This window comes from Streptomyces sp. NPDC088147, from assembly GCF_044741565.1.
Taxonomy (GTDB): Bacteria; Actinomycetota; Actinomycetes; order Streptomycetales; family Streptomycetaceae; genus Streptomyces.
Genome location: NZ_JBIUSY010000006.1, coordinates 495,629 through 509,260, shown reverse-complemented (window position 1 = coordinate 509,260; position 13,632 = coordinate 495,629). Strand labels below are relative to the sequence as shown.

At 71.2% G+C, this 13,632-nt stretch carries 12 protein-coding genes; 10 read left to right on the top strand and 2 right to left on the bottom strand.

The genetic code is table 11. From position 1 onward, the window contains the following. Positions 1–43 precede the first annotated feature (43 nt). Positions 44–1,567, bottom strand: coding sequence for a hypothetical protein (locus tag ACIOGX_RS23045; protein WP_401915743.1), 1,524 nt, complete (start codon positions 1,565–1,567; stop codon positions 44–46). Positions 1,568–1,900: 333 nt separating this feature from the next. On the opposite strand from ACIOGX_RS23045, the gene ACIOGX_RS23040 reads away from it, so the two are divergent. The 4 genes from ACIOGX_RS23040 to ACIOGX_RS23025 all read left to right on the top strand — a co-directional run bounded on the left by ACIOGX_RS23040 (position 1,901) and on the right by ACIOGX_RS23025 (position 4,687). Further along, complete coding sequence (locus tag ACIOGX_RS23040; RefSeq protein ID WP_401915741.1) at positions 1,901–3,529, top strand: phage tail sheath family protein; 1,629 nt, start codon at positions 1,901–1,903, stop codon at positions 3,527–3,529. Positions 3,530–3,606: 77 nt separating this feature from the next. Further along, on the top strand, positions 3,607–4,050 hold the full coding sequence (locus ACIOGX_RS23035) for a phage tail protein (RefSeq protein WP_129771869.1): 444 nt from the start codon (positions 3,607–3,609) through the stop codon (positions 4,048–4,050). Next, positions 4,050–4,532, top strand: coding sequence for a hypothetical protein (locus ACIOGX_RS23030; RefSeq protein ID WP_356508099.1), 483 nt, complete (start codon positions 4,050–4,052; stop codon positions 4,530–4,532). Before ACIOGX_RS23035 ends, ACIOGX_RS23030 begins: the two co-directional genes overlap by 1 nt. After that, positions 4,529–4,687 carry a DUF6760 family protein gene (locus ACIOGX_RS23025; RefSeq protein WP_014153881.1) on the top strand — a complete coding sequence of 53 codons (159 nt, stop codon included), beginning with the start codon at positions 4,529–4,531 and terminating at the stop codon, positions 4,685–4,687. The genes ACIOGX_RS23030 and ACIOGX_RS23025 overlap by 4 nt, the downstream gene beginning before the upstream one ends. A gap of 934 nt (positions 4,688–5,621) precedes the next feature. On the opposite strand, the gene ACIOGX_RS23020 is transcribed toward ACIOGX_RS23025, so the two are convergent. Then, the gene (locus tag ACIOGX_RS23020; RefSeq protein ID WP_401915737.1) at positions 5,622–5,777 is read right to left on the bottom strand and encodes a hypothetical protein; all 156 of its coding nucleotides are present in this window, start codon (positions 5,775–5,777) and stop codon (positions 5,622–5,624) included. A 2,161-nt stretch (positions 5,778–7,938) separates the two neighbouring features. Between ACIOGX_RS23020 and ACIOGX_RS23015 the strand changes: the two genes are divergently transcribed. From ACIOGX_RS23015 to ACIOGX_RS22990, 6 genes are all read left to right on the top strand, one after another. Then, positions 7,939–8,088, top strand: coding sequence for a hypothetical protein (locus ACIOGX_RS23015; RefSeq protein WP_356508097.1), 150 nt, complete (start codon positions 7,939–7,941; stop codon positions 8,086–8,088). 135 nt (positions 8,089–8,223) lie between these two features. Further along, positions 8,224–8,661 (top strand): phage tail protein, encoded by a 438-nt coding sequence (locus tag ACIOGX_RS23010; protein WP_356508096.1) that lies wholly within the window; start codon positions 8,224–8,226, stop codon positions 8,659–8,661. A gap of 3 nt (positions 8,662–8,664) precedes the next feature. Next, on the top strand, positions 8,665–9,387 hold the full coding sequence (locus tag ACIOGX_RS23005; RefSeq protein ID WP_356508094.1) for a LysM peptidoglycan-binding domain-containing protein: 723 nt from the start codon (positions 8,665–8,667) through the stop codon (positions 9,385–9,387). Then, the gene (locus ACIOGX_RS23000; protein WP_401915734.1) at positions 9,387–11,189 is read left to right on the top strand and encodes a VgrG-related protein; all 1,803 of its coding nucleotides are present in this window, start codon (positions 9,387–9,389) and stop codon (positions 11,187–11,189) included. Before ACIOGX_RS23005 ends, ACIOGX_RS23000 begins: the two co-directional genes overlap by 1 nt. After that, positions 11,189–11,632 carry a GPW/gp25 family protein gene (locus tag ACIOGX_RS22995; RefSeq protein WP_356508090.1) on the top strand — a complete coding sequence of 148 codons (444 nt, stop codon included), beginning with the start codon at positions 11,189–11,191 and terminating at the stop codon, positions 11,630–11,632. The genes ACIOGX_RS23000 and ACIOGX_RS22995 overlap by 1 nt, the downstream gene beginning before the upstream one ends. Then, positions 11,632–13,590, top strand: a complete 1,959-nt coding sequence (locus ACIOGX_RS22990) for a putative baseplate assembly protein (RefSeq protein ID WP_356508088.1) — start codon at positions 11,632–11,634, stop codon at positions 13,588–13,590. The genes ACIOGX_RS22995 and ACIOGX_RS22990 overlap by 1 nt, the downstream gene beginning before the upstream one ends. Positions 13,591–13,632: the final 42 nt, after the last annotated feature.

Here is a 13,632-nt window from a genome sequence, read left to right as displayed (position 1 = left end):
CGGCCCGCAGGGGCGACCGCGGCGGCTTGAGACCGAAGCCGGTCTACTCCACCGGTGCCGGGAGCCAGTCCTCGGCCGTCACCGTGCCGGGAGCGTCCTGCTCATTGATCCAGCCCAGCTTCGCTTTACTGAGCGTCAGCTCGTCGAGCACCCCGGTCCGCTCGGCCGCGAACAGGCCCTGGTACTCCTTGATCCTGTTCTTGAGGGGCTGGGTCGGCTTCTCCTTGAGCTGTATGTGCTTCTGGAGATAATCTATGTTGATCTTGGTGTACTTCGCCGTCGTGGCCAGGTCGCCGTCGTCGAACTCGGCCTGAGTGCCCCAGAGCAGGACGTTCCGTACCCACGGCACCTCCGGGCTGAGCTCGTCATCCCTCAGGTCCACTGACTTCACGCCGGCGAAGTGCGCTGCCAGGAGCGCGGTCATCGTGGAACGGCCGAGGTTCCCGAGCCCGTCGTTCTCCGTCAGCCGGCTCACGTCGCCGTTCGCCGCCCTGTGCGACTGCTGGAAGCACTTCAGCGCCTCCGCGGTCGCCGGGTCCAGCTTGCCCACCGCGTGCGTGGCGGTCAGCTTGCAGCCGCCCGCTCCCTCGACCAGCCGCACCTGTGCGAACTGCACGAAGAGGTTCGGCGGGTCCTCCGACGTGATGGGCAGCGGACCCCGCTCAACCTCTTCTTCTTCCTTCTTCTTCTCCCCGCCGCCACCACCGTCGTCCTTGGGCTCATCGGCGGGCGCGGCGTCCTTGGAGGGCTCGTCCTTCGGCTGCTCCGGTTCCTCCGGCAGCGCGGTGGCCGCGGCCTTCTGGAGCTTCTCCTGCGCGATGGTGCGGACCGGCGCCTTGTAGGCGAACCAGAGCACGAGGCCGGTGATGGTGAGCGCGAGCAGCAGACTCAGCGTGGTCATCATCCAGAGCGGCAGCAGGCTGCGCTGTACATACGTCCCGCTCACCGCCACGGGTGTGAACCCCGAGCGCCGCAACGACAGTTCGTACGGCCGCTCCTGCTTCTGCCCGACCCAGGTGATCTGCCGGGGCTTGAGAGTCGCGTCGACGAAGGCGGCGCGGCCGGGTTCGATCTGGACGTTGGACGGGACGATCTCGTACGAGAGGTCGTCGCTGCTCTTGTCGCCGCCGCCGATCGACGCCGTGAGCAGGGTGTTGCCGAGGTTGTCGACGGCCAGCTTGGGCCGGCCCCTGAAGCGCCCCTTGACGGTCTCCGGGACCAGCTCGGCCCGCACTTCCGTGAACGTGGTGAACGTGACGTTCCCCTCGGCGACCGTGGTGGCCTCGGGGTGCTCCGTGGGCAGGATGCGCACACCGTACGGATGCGGACCCGCGGTCGCGTCCGGAGTACGGGGCGGGGCGAAGTTCAGCTCCACGATCCCGGTGGTTCCCGGAAAGAGCCTGATCGACGGGGGGTCCACCGTGACGTACGGAGCGACGTCGCCGACCGCCTCGAAGCGGTACTCATCAACGACGTCGCCGGTGTTGCGCAGACGCAGTCGTACGGTGGTGCTGCTGCCCGGGTCGACCGTGGTCGAGGCGGGCTCCAGAGATGTCCAGGTGGTCACCCGATCGACGCTACTTCCCACCGGAGAGGCGACGTAAGGGGCCACCGGGTAGCCTCGCTGCCCGAAAGGTGGCGCTCGTTGCCCTCGAACCCCTCCGCGTAGATCCCGGGTCGGGGAGGCGGGCTCCCACCGTTGCCGGACCCCACGGTGCGCCCCCGGTACCTCCTCACGGGGAGCCCCTGGTGGCGGGACCCGCCGCGCAGCCTTCCTCCCGTTGTCCATGAGGGCACGCACCATGCCCTTGACAAGGCACTGAAGGACATTTACCCGGTCGCGCGGAGGCGGCGAAGGTTGAGTCTGGTCTCGCTATTGGTACCCCGAGGAGAGCAGAGCATGCCGTCTTACCTGTCGCCGGGCGTGTACGTGGAAGAGGTGGCCAGCGGCTCTCGTCCGATCGAGGGGGTCGGTACCTCGGTGGCCGCCTTCGTCGGGCTGGCGCCCGGCGGTCCTCTGAACGAGCCGACGCTGGTCACCAACTGGACCCAGTACGTCGCCGCCTTCGGTGAGTTCACCGACGGCTACTTCCTGGCCCACTCGGTGTACGGCTTCTTCAACAACGGTGGCTCCGCCGCCTACGTGGTCCGTGTGGGCGGGGCACCCGGCGGCGTCACGGGCGCGCCGGGCGAGGGCACCGACCCGGTCAATGGACAGCGCGGCCGGCCGGCCGTCGACGGCGGTGCCGCGGCGCCCGCCGAACTGACGGCCGGGGAGCCTCAGGCCCTCGGTACGTTCACGGTGTCGGCCGTCGCGCCCGGCGAGAGCGGCACGCTCAGCGTCGAGGTCACGGACGCCGAGGGCGAGGGTCCCGCCGAGCGCTTCCGGCTGGTCGTCAAGGACGGTACGAAGCCCGTCGAGACCTTCGACGTCTCGGCGAAGAAGAACGCCCGCAACTACGTGGTCACGCAGGTCAAGGAACGCTCCAAGCTGATCTCCGTGCAGGAAGCGGCCCCGGCCTCGCAGCTCGCCCGCCCCGACAACCAGACGGTCGCACTCCCGGTTCCCGTCGCCACCGCGCAGACCCCCGCGGTGCCGGACGCGGGGGAGGGCGAGTCGGCCGGCATCGCCGAGTACCTGGGCGACTCCTCGGACCGTACCGGCTTCGGCGGTCTCGAAGCGGTGGACGAGATCTCGATGGTCGCCGTCCCCGACCTGATGGCCGCCTACCAGCGCGGCGCGATCGACCTGGAGGCCGTGAAGGCCGTCCAGCTCGGTCTGATCGCCCACTGCGAACTGATGGGCGACCGACTGGCGATCATCGACCCGCCGCCCGGCCTCAACGCCCGTCAGATCCGGGTCTGGCGCCAGGAGACGTCCAACTACGACTCCAAGTACGCCGCGCTCTACTACCCGTGGATCAAGGTCTTCGACCCGGCCGGCGGCCAGACCCGGCTGATCCCGCCGAGCGGCCACATCGCCGGCATCTGGGCACGCAACGACTCCGAGCGCGGCGTGCACAAGGCTCCCGCCAACGAGGTCGTACGCGGCGCTGTCGACCTGGAGATACAGATCACCCGCGGCGAGCAGGACCTGCTCAACCCGATCGGCGTCAACTGCATCCGCACCTTCCCCGGCCGCGGCATCCGCGTCTGGGGCGCGCGCACCCTCTCCTCCGACCCGGCCTGGCGCTACCTCAACGTCCGCAGGTACTTCAACTACCTGGAGGAGTCGATCCTCAACGGCACGCAGTGGGTGGTGTTCGAGCCCAACGACCAGGCGCTCTGGGCCCGGATCCGCCGGAACATCTCCGCGTTCCTGGTGACGGAGTGGCGCAGTGGCGCGCTGTTCGGCGCCACGCCGGAGGACGCCTACTACGTGAAGTGTGACGCCGAGACCAACCCGATCGAGTCGGTGGACCTGGGACGGGTCGTCTGCCAGATCGGTGTCTCGCCGGTCAAGCCCGCCGAGTTCGTGATCTTCCGGCTGGCGCAGTTCTCCGGCGGTAGCGGCGAGTTGGAGGAGTAGACCGTCCCACACCTCCGGCCCCCGCTTGACCGCGCGTACAGCCACAGGTCCCCGCATCAACAGAAGGAACGGCTTTCATGACTCTCTCCCAGGGTGACGCCCTCACTACCCATAACTTCGGCCTCCAGATCGACGGAGTCATGGTCGAGTACCTCCACGCCGTGGGCGAGGTGGGCATGGAGCAGGACGTCATCGAGTACCAGCAGGTCTCGGCGAACGGCCATCCGATCACCAAGAAGATGCCCGGCGTGCAGAAGGCCGGTGAGACCACCGTGACGCGCGGTATGGAGCAGTCCGCCGCCTTCACCGAGTGGATCAACGCCTCGCTGCGCGGCGACATGGGCTCGGCCCGTAAGAACGCGAGCATCATCTACATGGACTACCAGTACAACCCGGTCAGGCGTCAGCACCTGCGCAACGCCTGGTGCACCAAGGTGATGGGCGCGGCGGCGACGGCGGGCGAGGCGTCCGTGATGACCGAGACCGTCACGATCGTCTACGAAGAGCTGGTCACCGAGTAATGCGCCGCGGACCCGCCAGGCCCGCCACCGACGCCGCTGCCGCCACCTCCGCTCTCGCGGACGTGGCGGCCCCGGCCGTCGCACCGGCGGAAGCACATCCCGTACGGCAGCAGTTGCGGACCGAGTTCGCGTTCGAGCTGCCGCGCGGGTACGTGGACGACATGGGAACCGTGCATCGCGAGGGCGTGATGCGGCTGGCGACCGCACGGGACGAGCTGATCCCGCTGCGGGACATGCGGGTGCAGGAGAACCCCGCGTACCTCTCGGTGGTGCTGCTCGGCCGGGTCATCACCCAGTTGGGCACCGTGGCACACATGCATGACGGTGTGGTGGAGAACATGTTCGCCTCCGACCTCGCCTTCTTGCAGGACTTCTACCGTCAGGTCAACGCCGAGGGCCACACCAGGGCCGGAGTGTCCTGCCCGCACTGCGAGCAGCCGTTCGAGGTCGAACTCGGCGGGAGCCGCCTGGGGGAATCGTGACGTACGCGACCGACCGGATCCATGAGGAGATCGCGTACATCGCCTACCACTTCCACTGGAATCTGGACGACATTCTGGACCTCGAACACCGTGAGCGGCGGCGATATGCCGAGCAGATCGCCACGTTGGTGACGCGTGCGGCAACGGAGCGCTGATGGGCATATTCGACCGGCTCAGGGGCCGGAGCCACGGCCGGGACCGGGACCGGGACCGGGAGCGGAGTGTGGCCGGAGGCGGGGACGGTACGGTACCGGGCCCCGCCCCTGAGGCATCCGCCGGTGCGGGCCAGGGCGTGGGTGCCGCTGTTCCCGGTGGGGGACGCGGCTGGGCCTCTCTGCCGCCGATCCAGCGTGTGACGCTGGCGCCCGCGCGGCAGACCATCGCGTCCCCGGACTTCGGCGGTTCGCTGACCGCCTGGCAGAACCACTCGTTCTCCGGGACGCTCTCGCATGCCGTCCTGGGCCGTGCCCCGGGTCTCTTCACGGACCCGCTGTCTCCCGCCGTAGCCCCCGCGGCGGGCGCCCTGGGCGCCGCCAGGCTCTCCCTGCCGGTCACTGTCGTCGACGACAGTGGCGGTGGCGGTGGCGGAGGGGGCGGCGACGCGCGCGGCCGGGGCCAGGGGCCTTCGGTCCAGCGTGCCGTGGGTCCGCGGGTCGCCCCCGTACGGCCCCGGCCGGGGCCGTACGCGCCGGGGGCGCTGACACGGGCCTCCGCCCTGAGCACGGTGCGGCGCAGGGTGCTGCCCGCGGTGGCGCCGAGCAGGGCGACGACGCCCGCCACGGCGGCTTCGGGCGCAGCCGCGCGGACATCGGCGACGACGCTCGCGCGGGTGTCGACGCCTGCGTCTTCGTCTTCCGCTGTGTCCTCTCCGGCTCCCGTTCCGGCCCCGGCTCCTGCCGTGACTCCGGCTGCCGCCGTTCGCGTCCAGCGCTCCGAGGGTGACGAGGACGGCCCGCGCGGCGGGTCCGCGCGGATCGAACCGCCGGGGTCCGGCCCCCGGCCTCCCGGCCCGACGCGGGCGCCCAAGGCGGCGCCGCCGGCGGACCGGACACCCCCCGCCCACATCTCCGCACTTCCCGTACAACGACGTCAGGCGAACGCTCCCGGCCGGGCGGCCGAACCGGCGAGCGCCACGCCACCCCGGCGCCCGCTGCTCGGGCCTCCGTTGCCGGGACCGGCGGTTCCGCCCGCGTCACCGGCGCCGGACACCTCGCGGACTTCACCGGTGCGGGGGCGTCGTGGCATCGCCGGTCCCGTCGTGCGACCGGCCCCGCAAGGGCCCGCAACGCTCGCCGTCCCGCCTCCGGGCCGTTCCGGGGGCGAAGCGGCGTCGGGACCGGCGCGTGCGTCCGGCAGTGGCGGCAACGGCGGAACGCCGCCGGTACAGAGGACACCGGCGGCCGGGCCAGGAGCTGTCGCGCGCCCGGCCGTCGCGTCGGGAACAGGTACGTCGGGCGCCGGTGCGCCCGCACCTCGTCCGGCCGTCCGGCCGAAGCTGGGCGCTCCGCTTCGTGGGCCTGTCGGCGGTCGGGCGGCGGACCCGTCGGCTTCCCCGGCGGCGCGTCGGCCGACCGGTGCCCCGGCTTCCGGCGGCACACCCCCCGTACAGCGTTCACCGGCGCTCGGTGGGCCTGTGGGCGCTCCGGTGCCACCGTCCGTACGGCCGTCCTCGCGGCCCGCGACGCCTGCCACACCCGTCGTGCCCGCCACTCCTCCCGCACCGGCGCCGCCCGTACAGCGGCGCGACGCGTCTGACGGTGCGTCGTCGGGTGGGAGTCGGCGGACGGGTGCGGGGGCCGGTTCGGTCTCCGGCGCTGCTTCGGTCTCCGGGGTTGGTGCCTCGGACTCCTCCCACTCCACCACGTCGCCCGAGCCTTCCCGCTCTTCCGGCTCCGGTACGGCTGCGAGCGGCGCGGTGCCGGGGTCCGGCACCGCCGCTGGACAGCCCGTCGTACCGACGCGTGCGGACTCCGCGGTGGTGGCCGATCCCACCGGGAAGCCCGGCGGTCCGCTCCCGGTGCGGCGGCTCGCCGCACCGGCAGCCGGTGCCCGTGCCGGTGATCTCTCGCTCCCCACGCGTCCGGCGGTGGTCCGCGACTCCGGTCCCGCCGCCCTCGCTCCGGCGGCTACCGGTGGCACGCACGTGTCCGGTGTTCCCGTTCGGCCGCCGGTGGGTTCCGGTGGCGGCGGCGCCAACAGGACCACTCCGTCGGCGAGTTCGACACGGCCCGTGGTCACGGGCGGCCACGGAGCCGCTCGGTTGGCCGCCCAGCCGCTCGTCCAGCGGGCGGCACCGCCCACCTCGCCGACGGGTTCCACACGATCGGTGCCCGTGGTCGGCGCCGGTCCCGCGCCCGGTTCCAAGCCCGCTTCCGCGGTGGGGAAGCCGGTGCTGCCCGCCGTGAACGACGGGGCGGGATCCGGCCGTCCGGACGGCGCGTCGCCCGTGCAGCGGTCGTCCCTCGCCCCGGCCTCGGCACAGCCCCGGCCCTCGGCCCAGGCCCCTGTCCCCGCCTCTGCTTCTCCCTCCGCCTCTGCCTCGGGCACCACATCGGTGCCGGCCTCCCGCACCCCTGTCGCTCCGACGGCTGCCCTGCCGTCCGTGGTGCGGTCGCCCGCTGCGTCCGCGACCTCAGCCGTACCCCTGGCATCGGCCGGCGCGCCTTCGGTGTCGAGGTCGATGCCGACGCGGGTCGCCCCGCTGGTGGGTTCGTCGCGGCCGGTCACGGCCGCCGGGTTCACGCCGTCGCCGACGAGCGACCCGAGGACCGCCCCGAACGCCGTGCGTCCGCACCGCGTCAGGGCCGTCGCCGAGGCACGTGCGGCCACGGGCAACGCCGGTGCACCCGCGGTCACGGGCCCCGGCACCGCCGGCGCTCCCCGGCTCGCCGTACAGCGTTCCGCATCGTCGGCGACGCCGCCGCCCGCCGCCCTCCGTCGGCTTTCGCGGACAGCCGCCCACTCCGCTCATCCCGTGTCGGCTCCCGCCACAACGTCCGCGCCTGTGCGACTCGGCAGCGCGGGAGACCAGTTCAGTGGTGTGGCCGAGGCATTCCCCGTCGTCCGGCGCTCCGCATCCCTGTCCGCGTCGGCGCCGCCCATTCCGGGCGGGATCGCCCGTACCTCGGTGCCGGACGCTCCCGCCACCTCCGTGGCCGGACCTGACCGGAGCCCCGTCGTGTCCCTCGTGCCCGCCCGGCCCGCTCCGGCCGCCGCGCTCCCTGTCCAGCGGTCGTCCGCGCACCTGGACGCGCGGCCCTCCCCGCCCCCACCGCCGCCTCCGCCGCCACCCCGGGCACCCGCGCCCGCCCCCGTGCGGGTATCCACGCCGAGCCGCGCCCCGTCCGTCGCGGTGCAACGGCGCGGGGGTGGCGGCGGGAGTTCTCCGGCGCGCCCCGTGCCCTCCGTGACCAGTCAGTTCACACCGCGTGACTTGGCGGAGGACCAGCTGGCCGAACTGGTCCACCGGCTGATCGGGCCGATGACCCGGTTGTTGCGCACCGAACTACGGCTCGACCGCGAGCGGATCGGCAAGCTGCGCGACCCACGCCGTTGACCGGCCCCGCGGGAGCCGGGCCGGGGCACACGATCCGGCCCGTGAACCGTGCACCCGTAAGCCCACGACCTCCCCACGACCGACCCCGCCGGACCCCGACCCCACGCATGTGGAACCGCAGGAAGGCCCCACCCGATGCCCACGGAACTCGACGCAGGCTCCACCATCTTCTTCAACCTCACGATCGACGGTGAGAGCCTGGGCAACTTCAACGGTTGCGAAGGGCTCTCCTCCCAGGTCGAGATCGAGCAGCGGGAGGAGGGCGGCAACAACGGATTCGTCTGGCAGCTGCCGTCCCGTGTCACCTTCTCCAACATCACGCTGACCCGCCCCCTCACCGGGGAAACCGCGAAGGTCGCGGAGTGGATCTCCTCCGTCACCACGGGCGTGACCCGGCCCACCGGGCAGATCGCGGCGCTGCGCGCCGACGGTTCGATGGTCGCCCAGTGGGGGCTGATCGACGTGCTCCCGGTGAGCTGGCGTGGTCCCTCCTTCGATCCGGCGAGCCCCGCCGTGGCCACCGAGGTCCTGGAGATCGCGCATCACGGGTTCACGGACGCGGGGGAGGCGTAGCCGATGAACCTCTCCAGCTTCGGCATCGGCGACAGCCTGGTACGGGCGACGCTCGCCATCCATCAGCCGCCGATTGGCAGCAGCACCCGTCCGGGCGCACTGATGAAGACGTTCAATTTCGACTTCAACCCGTCCCAGTTGTCGCTGACCCGCAGGGCCCAGTGGAAGACCACGCCCACCGCCGCGGTGCGGGACGGCGCGGTACCGGAGTTCATGGGTCCCGAGCCTCGGGAGATGACGGTGGAGATCTTCCTCGACCGTTCCGACAACCCGGACAGCAACGATGTGCGCAAGAAGGTCGAAGCGCTGTTCTCCTGCTGCGAGACGACCAGCGCCAGCATCGCGGCCAAACAGCCGTCGACGCCGTGGGTGATCTTCGAGTGGGGCGCCTTCTCCACCGCCCGCTTCAACGCCTACGTCAGCTCGGTGGAAGCCCAGTACACCCTCTTCAACACCAACGGGATGCCGATCCGCGCCGCCTGCCAGGTGAATCTGCACGAGATCCCGAGCAGCACTCCCGGTCAGAACCCCACCTCCGGCGCGCTCACCAGCCGCCGGGTGCACCGGGTCGTGGCGGGCGACTCGCTCCAGCTCCTCGCCTGGCGCGAGTACGGGGACGCCACCGAGTGGCGCACGATCGCCGAGGCCAACGGCATCGACGACCCGAAGGTGCTGACACCCGGTGTCGAGCTGATGCTTCCCGCCGCTGAAGAGGCCGGCGCCTGATGTCCGACATCGGTTTCTCCAACATCCTGACGGTGAAGATCGCCGGCAGGAAGCTCACGTCCCCGGATGAGAAGAAACTGGTGGAGGGCTGGGTCGACTTCGGCGCGGGGGTCCCCGGCGCGTTCCAGCTCCGCTTCCGTGACGACAAGAAGGACGTCCTCTCCAAGCTGAACGTCGAGATCGGCGTGCCCGTGGTCATCTCGCCCCTCTCGGACGGCAAGGGCACCCCGCTGCTCACCGGCGAGGTCACCGCGCTGGAGACCGACTACGACCGCACCGGTACGTTCACCATCATCCGCGGCTACGACAAGGGCCACCGCATGCTCCGGCGGCTCAGGGTCGCGGCCTACAAGAACAAGACCGCCACCGAGATCGCCGTCGAACTGGCCCGCAAGAACGGCATTCCGATGGGCAAGACCCAACGGACCAAGGGCCAGTACGAGTTCATCAGCCAGGCCAACGTCACCGACTGGGACTTCGTCCAGCGGCTCGCGGACGAGAACGAGATGGTGATGTCCATCAACTCGTCGGGCAAGTTCCAGTTCGTCAAGCGGCAACACGCGGCCACGGCTCCCCCCGAGAGCATGCCGAGCGACAAGAGCGCCCTTCTTCTGAAGGGCGGCGAGGACATCCTGCGCTGTCGCGCGGCGGTCACCTCGGCCGACCAGGTGACCGCTGTCGAGGCGCGTGGCTGGAACGTCACCACCAAGCAGCCCCTCGTCTTCACGTCAGCCGCCCTGGACAACTCGGGCTTCGCCATCGGTACGACGCCGGCCGAGGTGTCCAAGTCGTTCGGCAAGGCCGAACTCGTCCACACCGACACGCCCTACGACAAGCTGGACGAGGTCAAGCACGCGGCCGACGCCCTGGCGGACGATGTGACCTCCTCCTTCGCCGAGGTGGAGATCACGGCGCGCGGCAACACCGAACTGCGTCCTGGCGTGGCCGTCACCCTCAAGGACGTGGGCAAACCGTTCCAGGGCAAGTACACGGTCACGGCCGCCCGCCATACCTTCGGCGACCAGGAGCACTACCAGACGTTCCTGAACGTCAGCGGGCGGCAGTGGCGTTCGCTGTACGGGCTCGCCTCCGGAGGCGGCGCGGGGAGTCCGGCCGGGCTGCCGAGCGTCGCCAACGCCCTGGTCACCGATATCAAGGACCCGTTGCGTCAGGGCAGGGTCAAGCTGAAGTTCCCGTGGCTGGACGACATGTACGTCAGCGACTGGACCCGTACCGTCCAGCTCGGCGGGGTCGGGGGCGGCAGCATGATCTCCCCGGACGTGGACGACGAGGTGCTGGTGGCCTTCGACCGCGGCGCCTTGGACCACCCGTACGTCATCGGCGGCCTCTACAACGGCGTCGACAAGCCGGACCCGGTCGACGTGCCGGTGTACGACGCGACGCGCGGCAAGGTCACCCGGCGCACCCTGTCCGACCGCGGCAACAACCGTGTCGACCTGCTCGACCAGAGCGTCGGCCTCAAGCGCGGGGTGCGCCTCTCCACCGGGGACAACAGGCTCACCATCAACCTGGACCGGACCAAGACCGAGATCGTCGTGGACAGCAAGGGAAAGGTCTCCATCAGAGGCACCGGCGCCGTGGCCATCAACGCGGGCGGCAACCTCTCGCTGAACGCGGTGGGCTCCCTGACGATCCGCAGCGGCGGACCGATGAACATCAACGCCGGGGCCTCTCTCCAGATCTCCGCGGGCATCAATATCGGTCTGCAAGCGGTCACGATCAAATCCAGCGGCATCCTGACCTCCAACTTCAAGCCGGTGCTGACCGTAGGAGGAGTCTGATGGCGGAACAGTTCGTCGGCTCCGGCTGGGCGTTCCCCATGCGTATCGGCCCCACCGGCGGTATCGCCCTGGTCAGCGGGGAACGCGAGGTCGAGGAGGCCATCCGGCTCGTCCTGTCCACCGCGCCCGGTGAGCGGCCGATGCGCCCCGAATTCGGCTGCGCCATCCACGACATGGTCTTCGCCCCCGTCAACGAGGCCACCGCGGGCCGCATCCAGCATGAGGTGCACAGCTGCCTCGACCGCTGGGAGCCGCGCATCGAGGTGGACGAGGTCGCGGTGACCGCGGGACCGGAACAGGGCGTGCTCTTCATCGACGTCCGCTACTCGATCACGGGCACCAACAACCCGCGCAGTCTGGTTTTCCCGTTCTACGTGATCCCCTCCCACGACGGGCCCGAGGGGTCCGGCACCTCCGACGAGCACCTTGGAAGCGACCACTGATGGCCCTGCCCTCTCCCCACCTCGACGACCGGCGCTTCCAGCAGTTCGTCGACGACGCCAAGCGCTACATACAGCAGCGCGCCCCCGAGTGGACCGACCACAACGTCTCCGATCCGGGCGTGACCCTCGTCGAGACGGTCGCCCACATGGCCGACCAGATCGTGTACCGGCTCAACCGGGTGCCCGAGAAGAACCACCTGGCGTTCCTGGACCTCATCGGGATCACCCTCTTCCCGCCCTCCGCCGCGCGCGCCGACGTCACCTTCTGGCTGTCGGCGCCGCAACAGCGGCCCGTCGTACTGGCGACGGGCACCGAGGTCGCCACGATCCGTACCCAGACCGAGGACGCGGTGGTCTTCGCCACCGAGCGTGAACTCACCGTGGTGCCCTGTGAGTTGTCGTATCTCGTGGTCCAGCCCTCCGGACAGGAAGCGACCGACCGCACCTCGGACCTCGCCGAGTCCACGGACGTGCACTGCTTCACGGAGGCCCCGCGCCCCGGTGACCTCATGCTGTTCGGGCTCAGCGCCGCCGTACCGGAGTGCGCCGTCGTCCTGGAACTCGACAGCCAGGTGGACGGTGTCGGCGTCGACCCGAGGCAGCCGCCGCTCGCCTGGGAGGCGTGGACCGCCGACGGCTGGGCCGCCTGCGACGTCGACCGGGACACCACCGGCGGACTCAACCGCCCCGGCGAGGTCGTCCTGCACGTCCCCGGCGGCCACGCGCTCTCCCGCACCGGACGGCGCGAGGCGGGCTGGCTGCGCTGCCGGGTCACCGAGCCGGACCAGGGCCAGCCGTTCTACACCACCTCGCCCACCATCCGCTCCGCCGAGGTCTTCAGCATCGGCGGCACCACCGGCGTCGTGCACGCCGAGACGGTGCGGGACGAATCGCTGGGGGAGTCCACCGGGCTGCCGGGACATCGGCTGCGGCTGGCCCACAGCCCCGTCGTCGGTGACGCGCAGCCGCTGCTCCTGCAGATCGCCGAGCGCGACGGCTGGGTCGACTGGGAGACCGTCGATCACTTCGCCGCATCGGGTCCCACCGACCGGCACATCACCCTGGACGCGACCACCGGCGAGATCGCCTTCGGCCCGTCCGTACGCGAACCCGACGGCACATTGCGCCAGTACGGGGCCGTACCGCCCAAGGGCGCGCCCGTCCGGGCCCGCCGCTACCGCACGGGCGGCGGAAAGGCCGGCAATGTCGCCAGGGGCGCCATCCAGGTGTTGCGCGACTCGATCCCGTATGTCTCCGACGTCGTCAACCGGGAAGCCGCGCGCGGCGGGGTCGACGGCGAGACCGTCGAGGAGGCGAAGCTCAGGGCGCCCATCGCGCTGAGCGCGCAGGACCGCGCCGTGACCCTGCGGGACTACGAGGAACTCGCTCGGCGCGCGGCCCCCGAGACCGCGCGCATCACCTGCCTCGCGGCCGAGCCGGACGAGCACGGCGCCCACGCCGTACGGGTACTGGTCGTCCCGCAGGCCGTCTCCGATCCGGGCGGCCGGCTGCGCTTCGAACAACTCGTGCCGGGCGACGCCCTGTTGGGGCGCATCACCCGGTACCTGGACGAGCGGCGGCTGATCGGCACCCGGCTTGCGGTCGGACCGCCGTTCTACCAGGGGGTCACGGTCGTCGCGACCGTGCACGCGTTCCGCGGCACCGACACCGACCGGGTCAGGCGGCAGGCGCACGACGCCCTGTACCGCCATCTCGACCCGTTGACAGGGGGAGCGCACGGCACGGGCTGGCCCTTCGGCCGCCCGGTGCAGGTGGGCGAGGTGTTCGCGGTGCTGCAACGGGTGCCCGGCGTGGAGCTGGTGGACGAGGTGCTGCTGCACCCCGCGGACCCGCTCAGCGGCAGGCGCGGCGACCCCACCGAGCGGATCGATCTCGAACCCCCCGCGCTGGTCTTCTCCTTCGACCACCGCGTTCGGGTGATCGGGGACGCGTCGTGACCACGAGCGGGAGCGCGCGCGGCTCCGTCGACGGACTCGGCT